Genomic DNA, 13,570 nt, shown 5'->3' with positions numbered 1-13,570 from the left:
GAGCCGGGTTTGCGAGCCCCGCAGTCGCGAACGAAGGTGGCTCAGTGAGCGCGAGGAGTGAGCCGGGTTTGCGAGCCCCGCAGTCGCGAGCGATGGAGGTCCAGTGAGCAGTCCGTCCGATCGGTTGACGCCGGCGCAGCTGCGTACCCTTTTCCTGTTCGAGGCCCTGGACGACGGCCAGCTCGACTGGCTGGCCGAGCGTGGTCGCGTCGAGCAGCGCGACGGCGGCACCCTCGTGTACGGCGAGGGCGAGCCCGCGACGTGCTTCTTCGTGTTGCTGCGCGGTGCGGTGGCGTTGAGCCGGCAGGTGCGGGGCGACGATGTGGAGGTCTCCCGGACCGACCAGCGTGGCGTGTACGGCGGTGCCGTGCAGGCGTACCTGGGGGACCAGGTCGACCAGGTGTACCGCAACAGCCTGCGGGCGGTGACCGACGCGGACTTCTTCGTCCTGCCGGCGGAGGATTTCGCGTACGCCCTGCGGACCTGGTTCCCGATGCCCATGCATCTGTTGGAGGGCCTGTTCTTCGGCATGCGGGACTCGCAGACGATCGTCGGTGAACGGGAGCGGCTGCTGGCTCTGGGTTCGCTGTCGGCGGGGCTGACCCACGAGCTGAACAATCCGGCGGCGGCTGCGGTACGGGCCACGTCGGTGCTGCGTGACCGGGTCGCCGGGATGCGCCACAAACTCGCCATGATCGCCGACGGCCGGCTCGACGGCAGCGCCCTGCACGGTCTCGTCTCGTTGCAGGAGGAGGCCGTCGCCCGGGTGGCCACGGCGCCGAAGCTGACTCCGATGGCGACCGCCGACGCCGAGGACACCCTCAGCGACTGGCTGGAGGAGCACGGTGTCGCCGACGCTTGGGACCTGGCGCCGATCCTCGTCGGGGGTGGGCTCGACACGGACTGGCTGACGCAGGTGAAGGCGGCGGTGGGCCCGGCCGATCTGGAGGCGGCGGTGCGGTGGCTCACCTACACGGTCGACACCGAGCTGCTGATGCGTGAGATCGGCGACGCGGTCACCCGGATCTCGGGCCTGGTGGGTGCGGCCAAGCAGTACTCGCAGTTGGACCGCGCGCCGCACCGGGTGGTGGATGTGCACGACCTGCTCGATGCCACCCTGGTGATGTTCAAGGGCAAGATTCCCGCCGAGGTCAAGCTGGTCCGGGAGTACGACAGGGGTCTGCCGCCGGTGCCGGCGTACGCGGCCGAGCTGAACCAGGTGTGGACGAACCTGATCGACAACGCGCTCGGCGCGATGGGGGAGAAGGGCGTGCTGACCGTCCGCACCGGACGTGTCGACGACCTGCTGACGGTGGAGATCACCGACACCGGGCCGGGCATTCCGCCGGAGGTGCGTCCGCGCATCTTCGAGCCGTTCTTCACCACCAAGCCGGTGGGGGCGGGCACCGGGCTGGGGCTGGACATCTCGTACCGGATCGTGGTGCACAAGCACCACGGCGACATCCGGGTGGAGACCGAGCCGGGGCGGACGACCTTCCGGGTGCTGCTGCCGGTCGCCGAGGGCACGCCGGACGCGACGCGCGACGCGCCGACTACCTAAAGACAGCGGTTGGTTGCTGGCAGTAGTCTCGGGGGCGGCGTTCGTGATCCCCGCCCCCGAGGAGGGTCCGTGGAGTCGATGGCCCGCCAGCGCATCCCCGTCGACGACGACAGCCCGGACGATCCGCCGGCCACGATGCTGCCGGAGTTGGAGGATCGCGAGTGGCTGCACCACGCGCAGGAGTTCGCCCACACCAGCTTCTGGGCGGTGGCCCGCCGGCTGCCCCGGCTGGTCCGGGAGGCGGTGGGGCTGGCCTGGTCCACCAACCGTCGGGACACGGTCACCTCGATCGGCCTGAACATCGCGGCCGGGGTGATGACCACGTTCGGCCTGCTCGCCACGACCAGTGTGCTGCGTGAGCTGTTCGCCGCCGGTCCCACCCCGGACCGTGTCCGTTCGGCCCTGCCGGCACTGATCGTGGCCGCGTCGGCGGTGTCGGCGCGGGGCGGCCTCACCATCGCGGCCGGCTGGGCGCAGGCCCGGCTGACCCCGCAGATCAACTACCAGGTGGAGCTGCGGTTGTTCGAGGCCACTACGGCGGTGGACCTCGCCGCCTTCGACGACGCCGGTTTCGCCGAGGAGATGGACCGCGCCCGCGACCGGGGGATGGCCGAGGCCGCGTGGATCGTCGACCACACCGTCAACCTGGTCACCGGCGTGGTCGGGATGCTCGCCACCGCCGTCGCGGTGACCGTCATCCAACCGCTGCTGCTGCCCTGCCTGCTGCTCGCGGCGGTGCCCCAGGCGGCCACCGCGGTGCGGATGGCCCGGCGGGAGTACCTGGCGATGCTGGCCCGGATCACCCGACGCCGCCGGATGTGGATGCTGGCCCACCTGATGGCCAACAGGCGTACCGCCGCCGAGGTGCGCGCCTACCAGATGCGCGACTTCCTGCTCGCCGAGTACCGCGGGGTCATGGCCGTGGAGACCCGGGCCGAGCTGCGGCTGGTCCGTTCGCAGACCGGCACCCGGGTCGTCGGGGCCACGATGGCGGGGCTGGCCACCTTCGGGGTGTACGCCGTCCTCGGCGGGCTGCTGCTGGGCGGGATGGTCGCCCTGGCCGCCGCCGCGACCGCCCTGCTCGCCCTCCAGTCCGCCCGGACCAGCATGGGCGTCGCGGTCGTCGCCACCAACTCGTTGTACGAGGACGCCCTCTACTACCAGGACTACCGGGACTTCCTGGCCCGCGCCCACGCACGGGTGCCGGTCGGCGGCGACCGGACGACCGACGGTGTCGACGTGATCGAGTTGGACGAGGTGAGCCTGCGCTACCCGGACACCGACACCCCGGCGGTGGACCGGGTCAGCCTCACCGTGCGGCGGGGCGAGGTGGTGGCGCTCGTCGGCGAGAACGGTTCCGGCAAGACCACACTGGCCAAACTGATCGCCGGGTTGTACCAGCCGACCGGCGGGGTGATCCGCTGGGACGGAGTGGACGCCGCCGAGCTGGACCCGCGTGCCCTCGGCGCGCAGGTGGCCGTGATGACCCAGGAGTGGTGGAAGTTCCCGTTCACCGCCGGGCAGAACATCCGCGTCGGCCGGCACGACCGTCCGCCGGACCGCCCCGGCCCGACCGTGCAGGAGGCGGCCGGCGCGGCAGCCGCCCACGACATGATCGTCGGTCTGCCGCACGGGTACGACACGCTGCTCGACCGGGAGTTCAAGGACGGCCACGAGCTGTCCGGTGGTCAGTGGCAACGGCTGGTCGCCGCCCGTGGCCTCTACCGCGACGCCGCCCTGCTGATCTGCGACGAGCCGTCGGCCGCCCTGGACGCCCGCGCGGAACACGCCCTGTTTAAGCACCTGCGCCGGCACCCCGACCGGGCGGTCGTACTGATCACCCACCGGCTGGCCAACGTCCGGCACGCCGACCGGATCTTCGTGCTCGACCAGGGCCGGCTCGTCCAGGAGGGCAGCCACGACGAGCTGATGGCCGCCGGTGGCCTCTACCGCGAGCTGTTCGACCTACAGGCCAGCGGCTACCGGGCCGGGACCGGCGAGGCCCTGCCCCGCTGACCCGTGGCAGGGCGCGGTCAGGCCGGGCGGTCGGGGCGCAGGAAGTCGGCCAGGACCCGGGTGTGGGTGGAGAACGCCAGGTCGGTCGGGTCGGTGAGCACCAGCCACTCGGTGGCCTCGTCGGTGGGCGTCGACGGCGGCAGGTCCTCCGCCGCCTGTTCGGGCAGCACCCCGAAGACCATCATGGTGCCGCCGGCCGGTGCGCCGTGCACCGCGAACAGGCGGGCGTCCCCGGCGGCGGCCACCAGGCCGGTCTCCTCGCGCAGTTCCCGCACGAGCGCGTCGGACCACTCCTCGCCGTACTCGATGAAGCCGCCGGGCAGCGCGAGCTGCCCGCGGGCGGGTTCGATGTCCCGGCGGACCACCACCACGCCAAGGCCGGTGGCGGTGCGGACCGGCAGCACCGCCACGGCCACGGGCAGGGGGTTGCGCCAGACCGTCTCGCCGCAGACCGCGCAGACGCGCGGCCACCCGGCCGTCGCCGGGTAGGCCGCGCCGCAGTAGGAGCAGTGCGAGTACGGCATGCCGGTCATGTCCCAGCACGTTACCCGGCCGGCGGCGGCGCCTCAGCTGGCCGGCGCGCCGGTGTAGAAGGCGGTCGTGCGTTCGGCGGCGGCCCGCGCCTCGTCGGGGTCGGTGCCGGCGGCGATGCTCGCCTCGCCCCACAGCCGGCTGCTCAGCTCCATGGCCCGCCGGCCCTCGGCGGAGGCGACCCATTCGGCGCTGTCCTCGGGTCGGACGCCGCTGCCGTCGCCGGACAGGTGGGTGGCCAGGCCGAGCAGTCCCAGGTCCCAGCCGACGCCGACGGCGCCGGGCCCGAACTGCGCCCACCGGTCCTGGTCGACGTGGGCGATGTGGTCCAGCTCGAAGCGGGTCCGCTCGTCGTCGACCGGGGTGAGCCGCACCTCGATCCAGCTCACCTCGCCGCCGAACTCCCAGGTGGCGGTGAAGCGGTGCGGCGGGTCGCAGCTCTCGACGGTGCCTCCGGCGTTGCCCTCCAACTGGTACGTGCCGTGCAGCCGCAGGTCGCCGCTGATCGGCAGGAACCAGCGCGGGATGCGCTCGGCGTTGGTGCAGGCGTCCCACAGGTCGTCGAGCGTCGCCTGGTAGGTCTGGCTGATCGTGCTCACCCGGGCCTCGCCGGCCTCCAGGGTGCGGCTGCCGACCTGCCGCTGGACGGCGTTGATCTGCTCGGTGGCGTCGAACATCAGGTGTTCCTCTCGTCGGGTGGGTCGGCCGGTCCGCGCAGCCGACGTTCGCGTCGGCCCCGGGCCAGCTCGGTGGCGAGTGCCGCAAGTGGTGGGGTCCAGAACCGGCGGAAGTGGTCCAGCCAGCCGTCGACCTCGCGCAGTGGGCGCGGGTCGACCGCGTACAGCCGCCGGGTGCCCTGCGGTCGTACGGTGGCGAACCCGTTGTCCCGCAACACCTTCAGGTGCTGGGACACGGCGGGCTGGGAGATGCCGAACTCGGCACGGATGACCGCGCTGACCGCGCCGGCGGTCTGCTCGCCGTCGGCGAGCAGTTCCAGGATGCGGCGCCGGACCGGATCGCCCAGCACGTCGAAGGCGTGCACGACGACAGTTCTATCACCAGCGAATTATTTAAGCCAACTCTGATACTCCGACGAGCTTGTCGAGTCGGATCGGCAGGTCCCGGATCCGGACGCCGGTGGCGTGGTGGACGGCGTTGGCGACGGCCGCGGCGGCGCCCACGATGCCGATCTCACCGATGCCCTTCACCCCGGCCGGGTTCAGCTCGCCGTCGTGCTCCTCCAGCCAGTACGCCTCGATGGACTCCACGTCCGCGCAGCCGGTGATGTGGTACGTGGCCAGGTCGTGGTTGACCCAGTCGCCGTAGCGCTCGTCGAGGAGGCCCTCCTCGTGCAACGCCATCGACAACCCCATCGTCATGCCGCCGATGAGCTGGCTGCGTGCCGTCGTCGGGTTGACCACCCGGCCGGCGGCGAACACCCCGAGCATCCGGTTGAGCCGTACCTCGCCGGTGGACGCGTCCACCCGCACCTCGGCGAACTGCGCCCCGTACGCGTAGCGGGGCAGGCCGGGTTGCCCACCGACCTCCTCGGAGGTGTCCGCCTCGGCGCTCACCTCGGCATCGGTCGGCATCCCGTCGCGCAGCTTGCCGCGCAGCGCCTCGCAGGCCCGGATCACCGCCCAGCTCCAACTCGCGGTGCCCATCGAACCGCCAGCCACCGGGGCGTCCGGCAGGTCGCTGTCGCCGATGGTGATCTCGACCCGCTCCGGTGGCACCCCGAGAGCGTCGGCGGCGACCTGCCACAGCGCCGTCCGGGCGCCGGTGCCGATGTCGGTGGCGTCGATCCGGACACGGAAACCGCCGTCCGGCCGCGCGGTCGCCGTCGCCGAGGACGGCCTGGCCCGGGCCGGGTAGCTCGACCCGGCGACGCCGGACCCGACCAGCCAGCGCCCGTCGCGTCGCGCCCGGGGAGCGGGGTCACGGTCGGCCCAGCCGAACCGCCGGGCGCCCTCACGCAGGCAGGCCGCCAGGTTGCGGCTGGTGAACGGGCGCCCCTGATCGGGGTCGACCTCGGTGTCGTTGCGGATGCGCAGCTCCACCGGGTCGATGCCGACGGCGACGGCCAGTTCGTCCATCGCCGACTCCAGGGCGTACGCACCGGGGCACTCGCCCGGCGCGCGCATCCAGAACGGTGTCGGCACGTCGAGTCGGACCAGCCGGTGGGTGGTGCGGCGGTGCGGCGCGGCGTACATGCTGCGGGTGTAGACGGCGGTCTGCTCGGCGAACTCCCGGATGGTCGACGTCTGGCTCATCGCGTCGTGGCAGATGGCGGTGAGCCGCCCGTCGGCGTCGGCCGCGAGACGGACACGCTGGATGGTGGGGGTGCGGTAGCCGACCGGGCCGAACAGCTGCTGGCGGGTCAGCGCCAACTTGACCGGCCGGTCCACGTGCCGGGCGGCGAGGGCGGCCAGCACCACCGCCGCCTTGGCGTACCCCTTGCTGCCGAAGCCGCCGCCGACGTGCTCGGTGACCACCCGGACCGACTCGCGGGGCAACTCGAACAACTCGGCCAGGGCGGCCCGCACCGCCGACGCGCCCTGGTTGGAGTCGTGCACCAGCAGCCGTCCGTCGTGCCACCGGGCGGTGGTGGCGTGCGGCTCCATCGGGTTGTTGTGGTACGCCGGCGTCCGGTAGGTGCCGTCCACCCGCACCGGGGCGGCCGCGTACCCGGCGTCGAAGTCGCCCTCCTCGGTGTCGGTCGGATAGCTGGGGTTGACGTGGTCCGGCTTGTAGAGGCCGGGGTGGTCGTCGGTGAGCACCGTGCTGTGCGGCCCGGCGTCGTAGTCGATCCGCACCAGCCGGGCGCCCTCCCGGGCCGCCTCCAGACTGGTGGCCACCACGACGGCGACCAGCTCCCCCCGGTAGTGCACAGTCGGTTCCTGGAGCAGCCACAGGTCCGCCTCCAGGCCGGGCGCGAGGCGGGGCGCGTTGCCGTGGTGCACCACGGCCAGCACGCCCGGCGACGCGAGCGCCTCCGCCGTGTCGATCCGGGTGATCCGGCCCCGCACCACGGCGGACGGGACCGCCCAGCCGTAGGTGACGCCCTCGACGGGGTACTCCACCGCGTACCGTGCCGTGCCGGTGACCTTCTCCCGTCCCTCCAGGCGGGGGTACGCCCGGCCGACCGCGCCGTCGCTCACGACGACGCCAGTTCGGTGAGCGCCCGCACGGTGATGGCCCGGGTCAGCGGCAGCTTGAAGCCGTTGTGCCGCAGGGGACGCGCCTCGGCCAGCTCGGCGTCGGCGGCCGCCGCGGCCAGCTCCGCGCTGAACGGTCGACCGCGCAGCGCCTCCTCGGCCCGGTAGGCCCGCCACGGCCGGTGGGCCACCGCCCCGTACGCCAGCCGTACGTCGCGGACCACCCCGCCGTCCAGGTCCAGCACGGCCGCGACCGAGCCGGCGGCGAAGGCGAACGACGCCCGGTCGCGCACCTTGAGGTACGTCGAACGGCGCGCGGCGGGCAGCGCCGGCAGCCGCACGGCCGTGATCAGCGCACCGCGGGTCAGGGTGGTCTCCCGCTCCGGGTGCGTGCCGGGTGAGCGGTGCAGGGCTGCCAGCGGGACGTCCCGTGGGCCGTCGGTGTCGTGCACCTCCACGACGGCGTCGAGCGCGGCGAGGGCGACCGCCAGGTCGGACGGGTGGGTGGCGACGCACTGCTCGGACCAGTCCAGCACCGCCAGGTCGCGATTCTGGCCGTGCAGGGCGGCGCATCCGCTGCCCGGGTCGCGTTTGTTGCACGCCTTGCCGGTGTCCTGGAAGTACACGCAACGGGTGCGCTGCAACAGGTTGCCGCCCGTGGTGGCGAGGTTGCGCAGCTGCCCGGAGGCGGCGGCGAGCAGGGCGCGGGCCAGCACCGGGTAGTCGCGGCGGACCACCGGGTGGGCCGCGAGGTCGCTGTTGCGCACCGTCGCGCCGATCCACAGTCCGCCGTCGGGCAGCTCCCGTACGGCGTCCAGCGGCAGCCGGGTCACGTCCACCAGCACGTCGGGGCGCTGCACCCCGAGCTTCATGAGGTCGACGAGGTTCGTCCCGCCGGCCAGGTACGCCGCCTGCGGCTCGGCCCCGAGCACGGCGACCGCCTCGGCGACGTCGGCCGGCCGGTGGTAGCGGAACGGTCTCACCGCGCGTCCGCCGTGGCACGGACGGCCGCGACGATGTGCGGGTACGCGGCGCAGCGGCACAGGTTCCCGGCCATCCGCTCGCGGATCTCCGCGTCGGTGAGCTCCGGTGGTGCGCCGAGGTCCTCGGTGACGGCGCTGGGCCAGCCCTGGACGACCTCGTCGAGCATTCCCCGGGCGGAGCAGAGCTGCCCGGGGGTGCAGTAGCCGCACTGGAACGCGTCGTGCGCGATGAAGGCGGCCTGCAACGGCGACAGCTCGTCCGGCCCGGCCAGGCCCTCCACGGTGACCACGGACCGGCTGTCCAGGGTGACGGCGAAGATCAGGCAGCTCTTCACCCGGCGGCCGTCGAGCAGGACGGTGCAGGAGCCGCACTGGCCGTGGTCGCAGCCCTTCTTCGCCCCGGTCAGGCCGAGGTGCTCGCGCAGCGTGTCGAGCAGCGTGGTGCGGTTGTCGAGTGTCACCTCGCGGCGGGTGCCGTTGACGTCGAACGCCACCCGGGACGAGTGCCGCTCGTCGGTGGTCGTCGCGTTCTCCGGTCCGCCCTGCACCGGCCCAGACTAGCTTTGTCGGTATATCTCGGGGCGAATACCGCAGAGCAGTCGTACGGAGGTGAGGCCGGTGACCGCCGGACTGCTGCTCGCCGCCGGCCCCGGACGGCGGTACGGCCGCCCGAAGGCCCTCGTGGAGTTCGACGGCGAGCCCCTGGTGCGCCGCGCCATCCGGCTCCTGGTCGACGGCGGTTGCGCACCCGTGCACGTGGTGCTCGGCGCGGGCGCCGACGAGGTGCCGGACCTGCCCGGCGCGGTCCCGGTGCGGCACGACGGCTGGTCCGAGGGGCTGGGCTCGTCGCTGCGCCGGGGCCTGGCCTCGCTGGCCGCCGACGTCCCGGCCGCGGTCGTGGCACTGGTCGACCAGCCGCTGCTCAGCCCGGTCGCGGTCCACCGGGTCCGGGCGGCGTACGCCGCCGGCGCGGTCGTCGCGGTCGCCACCTACGCCGGCCGGCTGGGGCACCCCGTCCTGCTCGGCCGGAACACGTGGCCGCTGCTGGACCGGTACGCCGTCGGCGACCGGGGCGCCCGCGACCTGCTGCGCCACCATTCGGAGCTGGTGCTCGAGGTGCCGTGCGACGACGTCGGCTCCCCGGTCGACGTGGACACCCCGGCGGACCTGCTGCGGCTACGGCCACTCAGCGGCGGGTGAGCCAGCGGGGCAGCCCCTCGCTGGTCACGGCGTGATACGTGATCATGATGATGACGGCGATCAGACCGAGCAGCGGGTTGACGAACCAGCCGAGCAGGCCGCCCAGCCCGTACAGCACCAGCCCGGTGATCGGTCGTAGGCGCTGCCTGCGTACGTAGTCGGGGGTGATCCGGCGGTGCAGCAGCGCCGGGTGACGGTGCAGGTAGCTGAAGAACACCAGCCAGGGGGCCGACATCAGCGCGGCGCTCAGCGCGTACAGGGCGACGGCCGCCCGCTGGTCGTCGGTGTCGCCGTGGGTGAACGCCGACGCCAGCACCGCCGTCGGGAACGGAATGATCACCGTACCGAAGAGGATGCCGAGATTGATCCAGCTCAGCGTGAGCGTGGTGCCCCGGATCAGCCGCAGCAGCGCGTGGTGGTTGAGCCAGAGCACGCCGATGTAGACGAAGGACACCACGAAGGCCAGGTACGAGGCGCCCTCACCGAGCAGACCGCTCAGCAGTTCGCCCTCGTGGTACTCCGGCACCCGCAGGTCGATGACCAGCAGCGTGATGACGATGGCGAACACGCCGTCGCTGAAGGCCGTCATCCGGCCGGTGCCTGACACGCGCGGTCCGGCGTCGGGCTGCTCGACCTCGTCGGGTGCCGCTGACATGGCCGCAGGCTAGCCACCGCGCGGACCGGTCGAGGGCGTTTTCCTCCGATCGACCCCGGCCGCCCGGGGCTGGACACCCCGGGCGGCCGCCCCCGGATCAGGCCACCGGCGTCGCGGTGCCGGTCGTACGAGCGAGCCGCTGGTGGGCGCGGATCAGCTCGGTGTAGCGCAGGCCGCTGGCCTTCAGCGTCCGGCGCTGGGTGGCGTAGTCGACGTGCACCAACCCGAAACGCTTGTCGTAGCCGTACGCCCACTCGAAGTTGTCGAGCAGCGACCAGACGAAGTACCCGTCCAGGGGTACCCCCCGGGCCACCGCCGAGGCGCACGCCGCCAGGTGCTGCTCGAGGTGGTCGGTGCGCTCCTTGTCCTCGACGGTGCCGTCGGCGGTGACCTCGTCCGGCCACGCCGAACCGCTCTCGGTGACGATGATCCGGCCGGGCCGGTACTCCTCGTGCACGTCGACCAGCAGCCGCTCCAGGCCCGCCGGGTACACCTCCCAGCCCATCGCGGTCTCCACCGAGCCGGGCACCGGCACCTGCTTCGCGTACGGCGCCGCGCCGGTCGGGTCGTCGACCACGAGCTGACGGAAGTAGTAGTTCACCCCGAGGAAGTCCGTCGGCGTGGCGATCACCGCGAGGTCGTCACCGCGTACCGGCGGCTCGACCCCGTACGTCTCGACCATGTCGGCGGGGTAGCCGCGCCCGTGGACCGGGTCCAGCCACCACCGGTTGACGTGCCCGTCGGCCCGGCGGGCCGCCGCGACGTCCTCGGGGCGGTCGGTGGCCGCCTCGATGGGGCTGAGGTTGAGCACCAGGCCCACCGACGCCGGGCGGGCGGCGTTGGCCCGGATCGCCTGGGTGGCCAGGCCGTGCCCGAGCAGTACATGGTGCGAGGTGTGCACCGCGCGGGTGAGGTCCCGCTCGCCGGGGGCCATGTTGCCCTCCAGGTGCCCGATCCAGGACACGCAGAGTGGCTCGTTGACCGTGCACCAGTCGGCCACCCGGTCACCGAGGCGACCGGCGACCACCGCCGCGTAGTCGGCGAACGCCTCGGCGGTGGCGCGCTCCGGCCAGCCGCCGGAGTCCTGGAGGATCTGCGGCAGGTCCCAGTGGTAGAGCGTGACGAACGGCCGGATCCCGTCGGCGAGCAACGTGTCGACGAGCCGGTCGTAGAAGTCCAGCCCGGCGGCGTTGACGCCCCCGACGCCGTCCGGCATCACCCGGGGCCAGGCCACCGAGAACCGGTACGCGTCCACGCCGAGCCGACGCAGCAGCGCCAGGTCCTCCGGCCACCGGTGGTAGTGGTCGCACGCCACCGCGCCGGTGTCGCCGTTGTCGACCTTGCCGGGAGTCGCCGAGAAGGTGTCCCAGATGGACGGCGACCGACCGTCGACGTCGACGGCCCCCTCGATCTGGTACGCCGCGGTGGCCACGCCCCAGAGGAAGTCGGGTGGCAGCTTGGACAGGTCGGGCACGGGACGGTTCTCCTCTGGGGTTGGATGGCTCACTTGACCGCGCCAGCGGTGAGGCCGGCGACGAAGTACCGCTGAAGGGCCAGGAAACCGGCGACGACCGGAATGCTGACCACCAGCGAGGCGGCCATGATCTGGTTCCAGTAGACGTTGAACTGGGTGGAGTAGCCCTGGAGGCCGACGGCCAGGGTGCGGCTGCCCTCGTCGGTCATCACCGAGGCGAAGAGCACCTCACCCCAGGCGGTCATGAACGCGTACACGGTGACCGCGACGACGCCGGGCACGGCGGCCGGCAGGATGACCCGGAACAGGATGCGCAGCGGCCCCGCCCCGTCGACCTGCGCCGCCTCGTCCAGCCCACGAGGGATCGAGTCGAAGTAGCCGACAAGCATCCAGATCGAGAACGGCAGCGAGAACGTCAGGTACGTGATGATCAGGCCGGTACGGCTGGCGTACAGCTCGATGCCTGTCGCGTTGCCCAGGTTGACGTAGATGAGGAACAGCGGCAGCAGGAACAGGATGCCGGGGAACATCTGGGTGGACAGCACCGTCACCGAGAAGACACCCCGGCCACGGAACCGGTACCGGCTGACCGCGAACGCGGCGAAGATGGCCACCGCGACCGAGCAGACCGCCGCGACGCTCGACACCACGAGGCTGTTCACCAGGTACCGGGCCAGTGGCACGGTGCTCCACATGTCGACGAACGGTTGCAGGGTGGGTCGGCTGGGCCACCAGGTGAAGCCGTTCTGCACGTCCTGCAACGGCTTGGCCGCCGAGGTGACCATCACGTACAGCGGGATGACGACGAAGAGGGTGAGCAGGGTCAGCACGATGCGCCGGCCCCAGCGCTCGCCGGCGGTCTCACGCATGGTCGTCCCTCCGACGGTTGGTGATCAGCAGGTACGCGGCCGAGACGACGAGCAGGAACAGCAGCAGCGCCACCGACATCGCCGAGCCGGAGCCGAAGTCCCAGGTCTTGAAGGAACTGCGGTAGATGTGGATGGAGATCAGGTCGGCCTGCTCCGGGGCGGAGCCGCCGAACAGCACGAACGGGGTGTTGAAGTCGTTGAACGTCCACAGGAACAGCACCAGCAGCAGCACCAGGTTCACCGGCCGCAGCATCGGCAGAGTGACCGAGCGCAGCCGGCGCCAGAACCCCGCGCCGTCGATCGCGGCTGCCTCGTACAGCTCACCTGGCACGTTCTGCAGGCCGGCCATCAGGCACAGGAAGGCGAACGGCCAGTTGCGCCACACCGACACCACGAGCAGCGACCAGAAGCTGTTGTCGCCGATCAGCCAGAACGGCCGCTCGTTCAGCAGGCCGAGCTGGTCGACGAGGACGTGGTTGACCAGCCCGGTGTCGCGTTGCAGCAGGAAACTCCAGGTGATCACGGCGGCGTAGACCGGCAGCGCGTACGGGGTGAGGAACAGCGCCCGCAGCAGGGCCCGTCCCCGGAACGGCCGTTGCAGCACCACCGCCGCCGAGACACCGAGCAGCCAGGCGAACCCGACCGAGAGCAGGCTGTACGCCAGGGTGATCCAGAACGAGTGCAGCAGTTCCTTGCCGGCGGCGCTGTTGATGTCGAGCGTCGCCCGGTAGTTCTCCCACCCGACGAAGGGTGCGGTGGACCAGTCGCGGATGTGGAACTGGGTCAGCTCCAGCAGGCTCATCCAGACCCCGACCACCATCGGGATCACGTGGACGGCGAGTTCCAGCACGATGGCCGGTGCGAGCAGCAGGTACGGCAGGAGTGAGCGGCGCGGGCCGCGCGGCCGGCGCGCCGGCTCCCGGGCGGGTGTCCCGGCCCGGGGTTCGCGCCGGCCGGCGTCCGGCGCGGTGGTGCTGGTTGCCATCGGGGTCCTCTCGGAGGCGGTGGCCGTGGTCGGGCTCGACGCCCCCCCCCACCCCCCCCCCCCCCCCCCGGGCAGCCCCAAAGAATAAACTCCGGCAGACCCAAATGCTCAAACAAAAGCAACAGAACCGGCAATAAC

General features: G+C 72.3%; 13 protein-coding genes. 3 read left to right on the top strand and 10 right to left on the bottom strand.

Annotated features, from left to right (window positions below; translation table 11 throughout):
* Nucleotides 1-103: 103 nt before the first annotated feature.
* Both ABZS77_RS13265 and ABZS77_RS13260 read left to right on the top strand, forming a co-directional pair.
* On the top strand, nucleotides 104-1,561 hold the full coding sequence (locus ABZS77_RS13265; RefSeq protein ID WP_354821984.1) for an ATP-binding protein: 1,458 nt from the start codon (nucleotides 104-106) through the stop codon (nucleotides 1,559-1,561).
* A 78-nt stretch (nucleotides 1,562-1,639) separates the two neighbouring features.
* Nucleotides 1,640-3,577 (top strand): ABC transporter ATP-binding protein, encoded by a 1,938-nt coding sequence (locus tag ABZS77_RS13260; protein WP_354822438.1) that lies wholly within the window; start codon nucleotides 1,640-1,642, stop codon nucleotides 3,575-3,577.
* A 17-nt stretch (nucleotides 3,578-3,594) separates the two neighbouring features.
* Here the strand turns inward: ABZS77_RS13260 and ABZS77_RS13255 are convergent, their stop codons facing one another.
* From ABZS77_RS13255 to ABZS77_RS13230, 6 genes are read right to left on the bottom strand one after another with little or no spacing between them, the layout of a single operon-like run.
* Nucleotides 3,595-4,110, bottom strand: coding sequence for an NUDIX domain-containing protein (locus ABZS77_RS13255; RefSeq protein ID WP_354821980.1), 516 nt, complete (start codon nucleotides 4,108-4,110; stop codon nucleotides 3,595-3,597).
* Between the two features lie 33 nt (nucleotides 4,111-4,143).
* Entirely contained in the window at nucleotides 4,144-4,785 is a 642-nt protein-coding gene (locus tag ABZS77_RS13250) for an SRPBCC family protein (RefSeq protein WP_354821977.1), read from the bottom strand.
* A complete protein-coding gene (locus ABZS77_RS13245) occupies nucleotides 4,785-5,150 on the bottom strand; it encodes a metalloregulator ArsR/SmtB family transcription factor (RefSeq protein ID WP_354821974.1) in 366 nt (121 codons plus the stop codon). The genes ABZS77_RS13250 and ABZS77_RS13245 overlap by 1 nt, the downstream gene beginning before the upstream one ends.
* A gap of 28 nt (nucleotides 5,151-5,178) precedes the next feature.
* Nucleotides 5,179-7,269, bottom strand: a complete 2,091-nt coding sequence (locus tag ABZS77_RS13240) for a xanthine dehydrogenase family protein molybdopterin-binding subunit (protein ID WP_354821971.1) — start codon at nucleotides 7,267-7,269, stop codon at nucleotides 5,179-5,181.
* Nucleotides 7,266-8,249 (bottom strand): xanthine dehydrogenase family protein subunit M, encoded by a 984-nt coding sequence (locus ABZS77_RS13235; protein WP_354821968.1) that lies wholly within the window; start codon nucleotides 8,247-8,249, stop codon nucleotides 7,266-7,268. The genes ABZS77_RS13240 and ABZS77_RS13235 overlap by 4 nt, the downstream gene beginning before the upstream one ends.
* Nucleotides 8,246-8,743: a 2Fe-2S iron-sulfur cluster-binding protein gene (locus ABZS77_RS13230; RefSeq protein ID WP_354822436.1), complete on the bottom strand. Its 498-nt coding sequence runs from the start codon at nucleotides 8,741-8,743 to the stop codon at nucleotides 8,246-8,248. Before ABZS77_RS13230 ends, ABZS77_RS13235 begins: the two co-directional genes overlap by 4 nt.
* A 124-nt stretch (nucleotides 8,744-8,867) precedes the next feature.
* On the opposite strand from ABZS77_RS13230, the gene ABZS77_RS13225 reads away from it, so the two are divergent.
* Entirely contained in the window at nucleotides 8,868-9,449 is a 582-nt protein-coding gene (locus ABZS77_RS13225; protein ID WP_354821965.1) for an NTP transferase domain-containing protein, read from the top strand.
* On the opposite strand, the gene ABZS77_RS13220 is transcribed toward ABZS77_RS13225, so the two are convergent.
* The 4 genes from ABZS77_RS13220 to ABZS77_RS13205 form a co-directional block, all read right to left on the bottom strand.
* A complete protein-coding gene (locus ABZS77_RS13220; protein ID WP_354821962.1) occupies nucleotides 9,436-10,104 on the bottom strand; it encodes a TMEM175 family protein in 669 nt (222 codons plus the stop codon). The genes ABZS77_RS13225 and ABZS77_RS13220 overlap by 14 nt on opposite strands.
* Before the next feature lie 97 nt (nucleotides 10,105-10,201).
* Nucleotides 10,202-11,578, bottom strand: a complete 1,377-nt coding sequence (locus ABZS77_RS13215; RefSeq protein ID WP_354821959.1) for a GH1 family beta-glucosidase — start codon at nucleotides 11,576-11,578, stop codon at nucleotides 10,202-10,204.
* Between the two features lie 29 nt (nucleotides 11,579-11,607).
* Complete coding sequence (locus tag ABZS77_RS13210; RefSeq protein ID WP_354821956.1) at nucleotides 11,608-12,447, bottom strand: carbohydrate ABC transporter permease; 840 nt, start codon at nucleotides 12,445-12,447, stop codon at nucleotides 11,608-11,610.
* On the bottom strand, nucleotides 12,440-13,432 hold the full coding sequence (locus ABZS77_RS13205) for a sugar ABC transporter permease (protein WP_354821953.1): 993 nt from the start codon (nucleotides 13,430-13,432) through the stop codon (nucleotides 12,440-12,442). The genes ABZS77_RS13210 and ABZS77_RS13205 overlap by 8 nt, the downstream gene beginning before the upstream one ends.
* Between the last annotated feature and the right edge of the window lie 138 nt (nucleotides 13,433-13,570).

Origin of the sequence: Micromonospora sp. NPDC005298, from assembly GCF_040607375.1 — a bacterium.
GTDB lineage: Bacteria > Actinomycetota > Actinomycetes > Mycobacteriales > Micromonosporaceae > Micromonospora.
Note: the sequence above shows the minus strand (reverse complement) of the source record. Positions and strands in the feature narration are given on the sequence as shown.

Excerpts from the sequence above, each read along its gene's own strand:
- ABZS77_RS13255 (WP_354821980.1), bottom strand. The coding sequence starts at position 4,110 with ATGACCGGCATGCCGTACTCGCACTGCTCCTACTGCGGCGCGGCCTAC.
- ABZS77_RS13220 (WP_354821962.1), bottom strand. The coding sequence starts at position 10,104 with ATGTCAGCGGCACCCGACGAGGTCGAGCAGCCCGACGCCGGACCGCGC.
- ABZS77_RS13210 (WP_354821956.1), bottom strand. The coding sequence starts at position 12,447 with ATGCGTGAGACCGCCGGCGAGCGCTGGGGCCGGCGCATCGTGCTGACC.
- ABZS77_RS13250 (WP_354821977.1), bottom strand. The coding sequence starts at position 4,785 with ATGTTCGACGCCACCGAGCAGATCAACGCCGTCCAGCGGCAGGTCGGC.
- ABZS77_RS13205 (WP_354821953.1), bottom strand. The coding sequence starts at position 13,432 with ATGGCAACCAGCACCACCGCGCCGGACGCCGGCCGGCGCGAACCCCGG.
- ABZS77_RS13260 (WP_354822438.1), top strand. The coding sequence starts at position 1,640 with ATGGCCCGCCAGCGCATCCCCGTCGACGACGACAGCCCGGACGATCCG.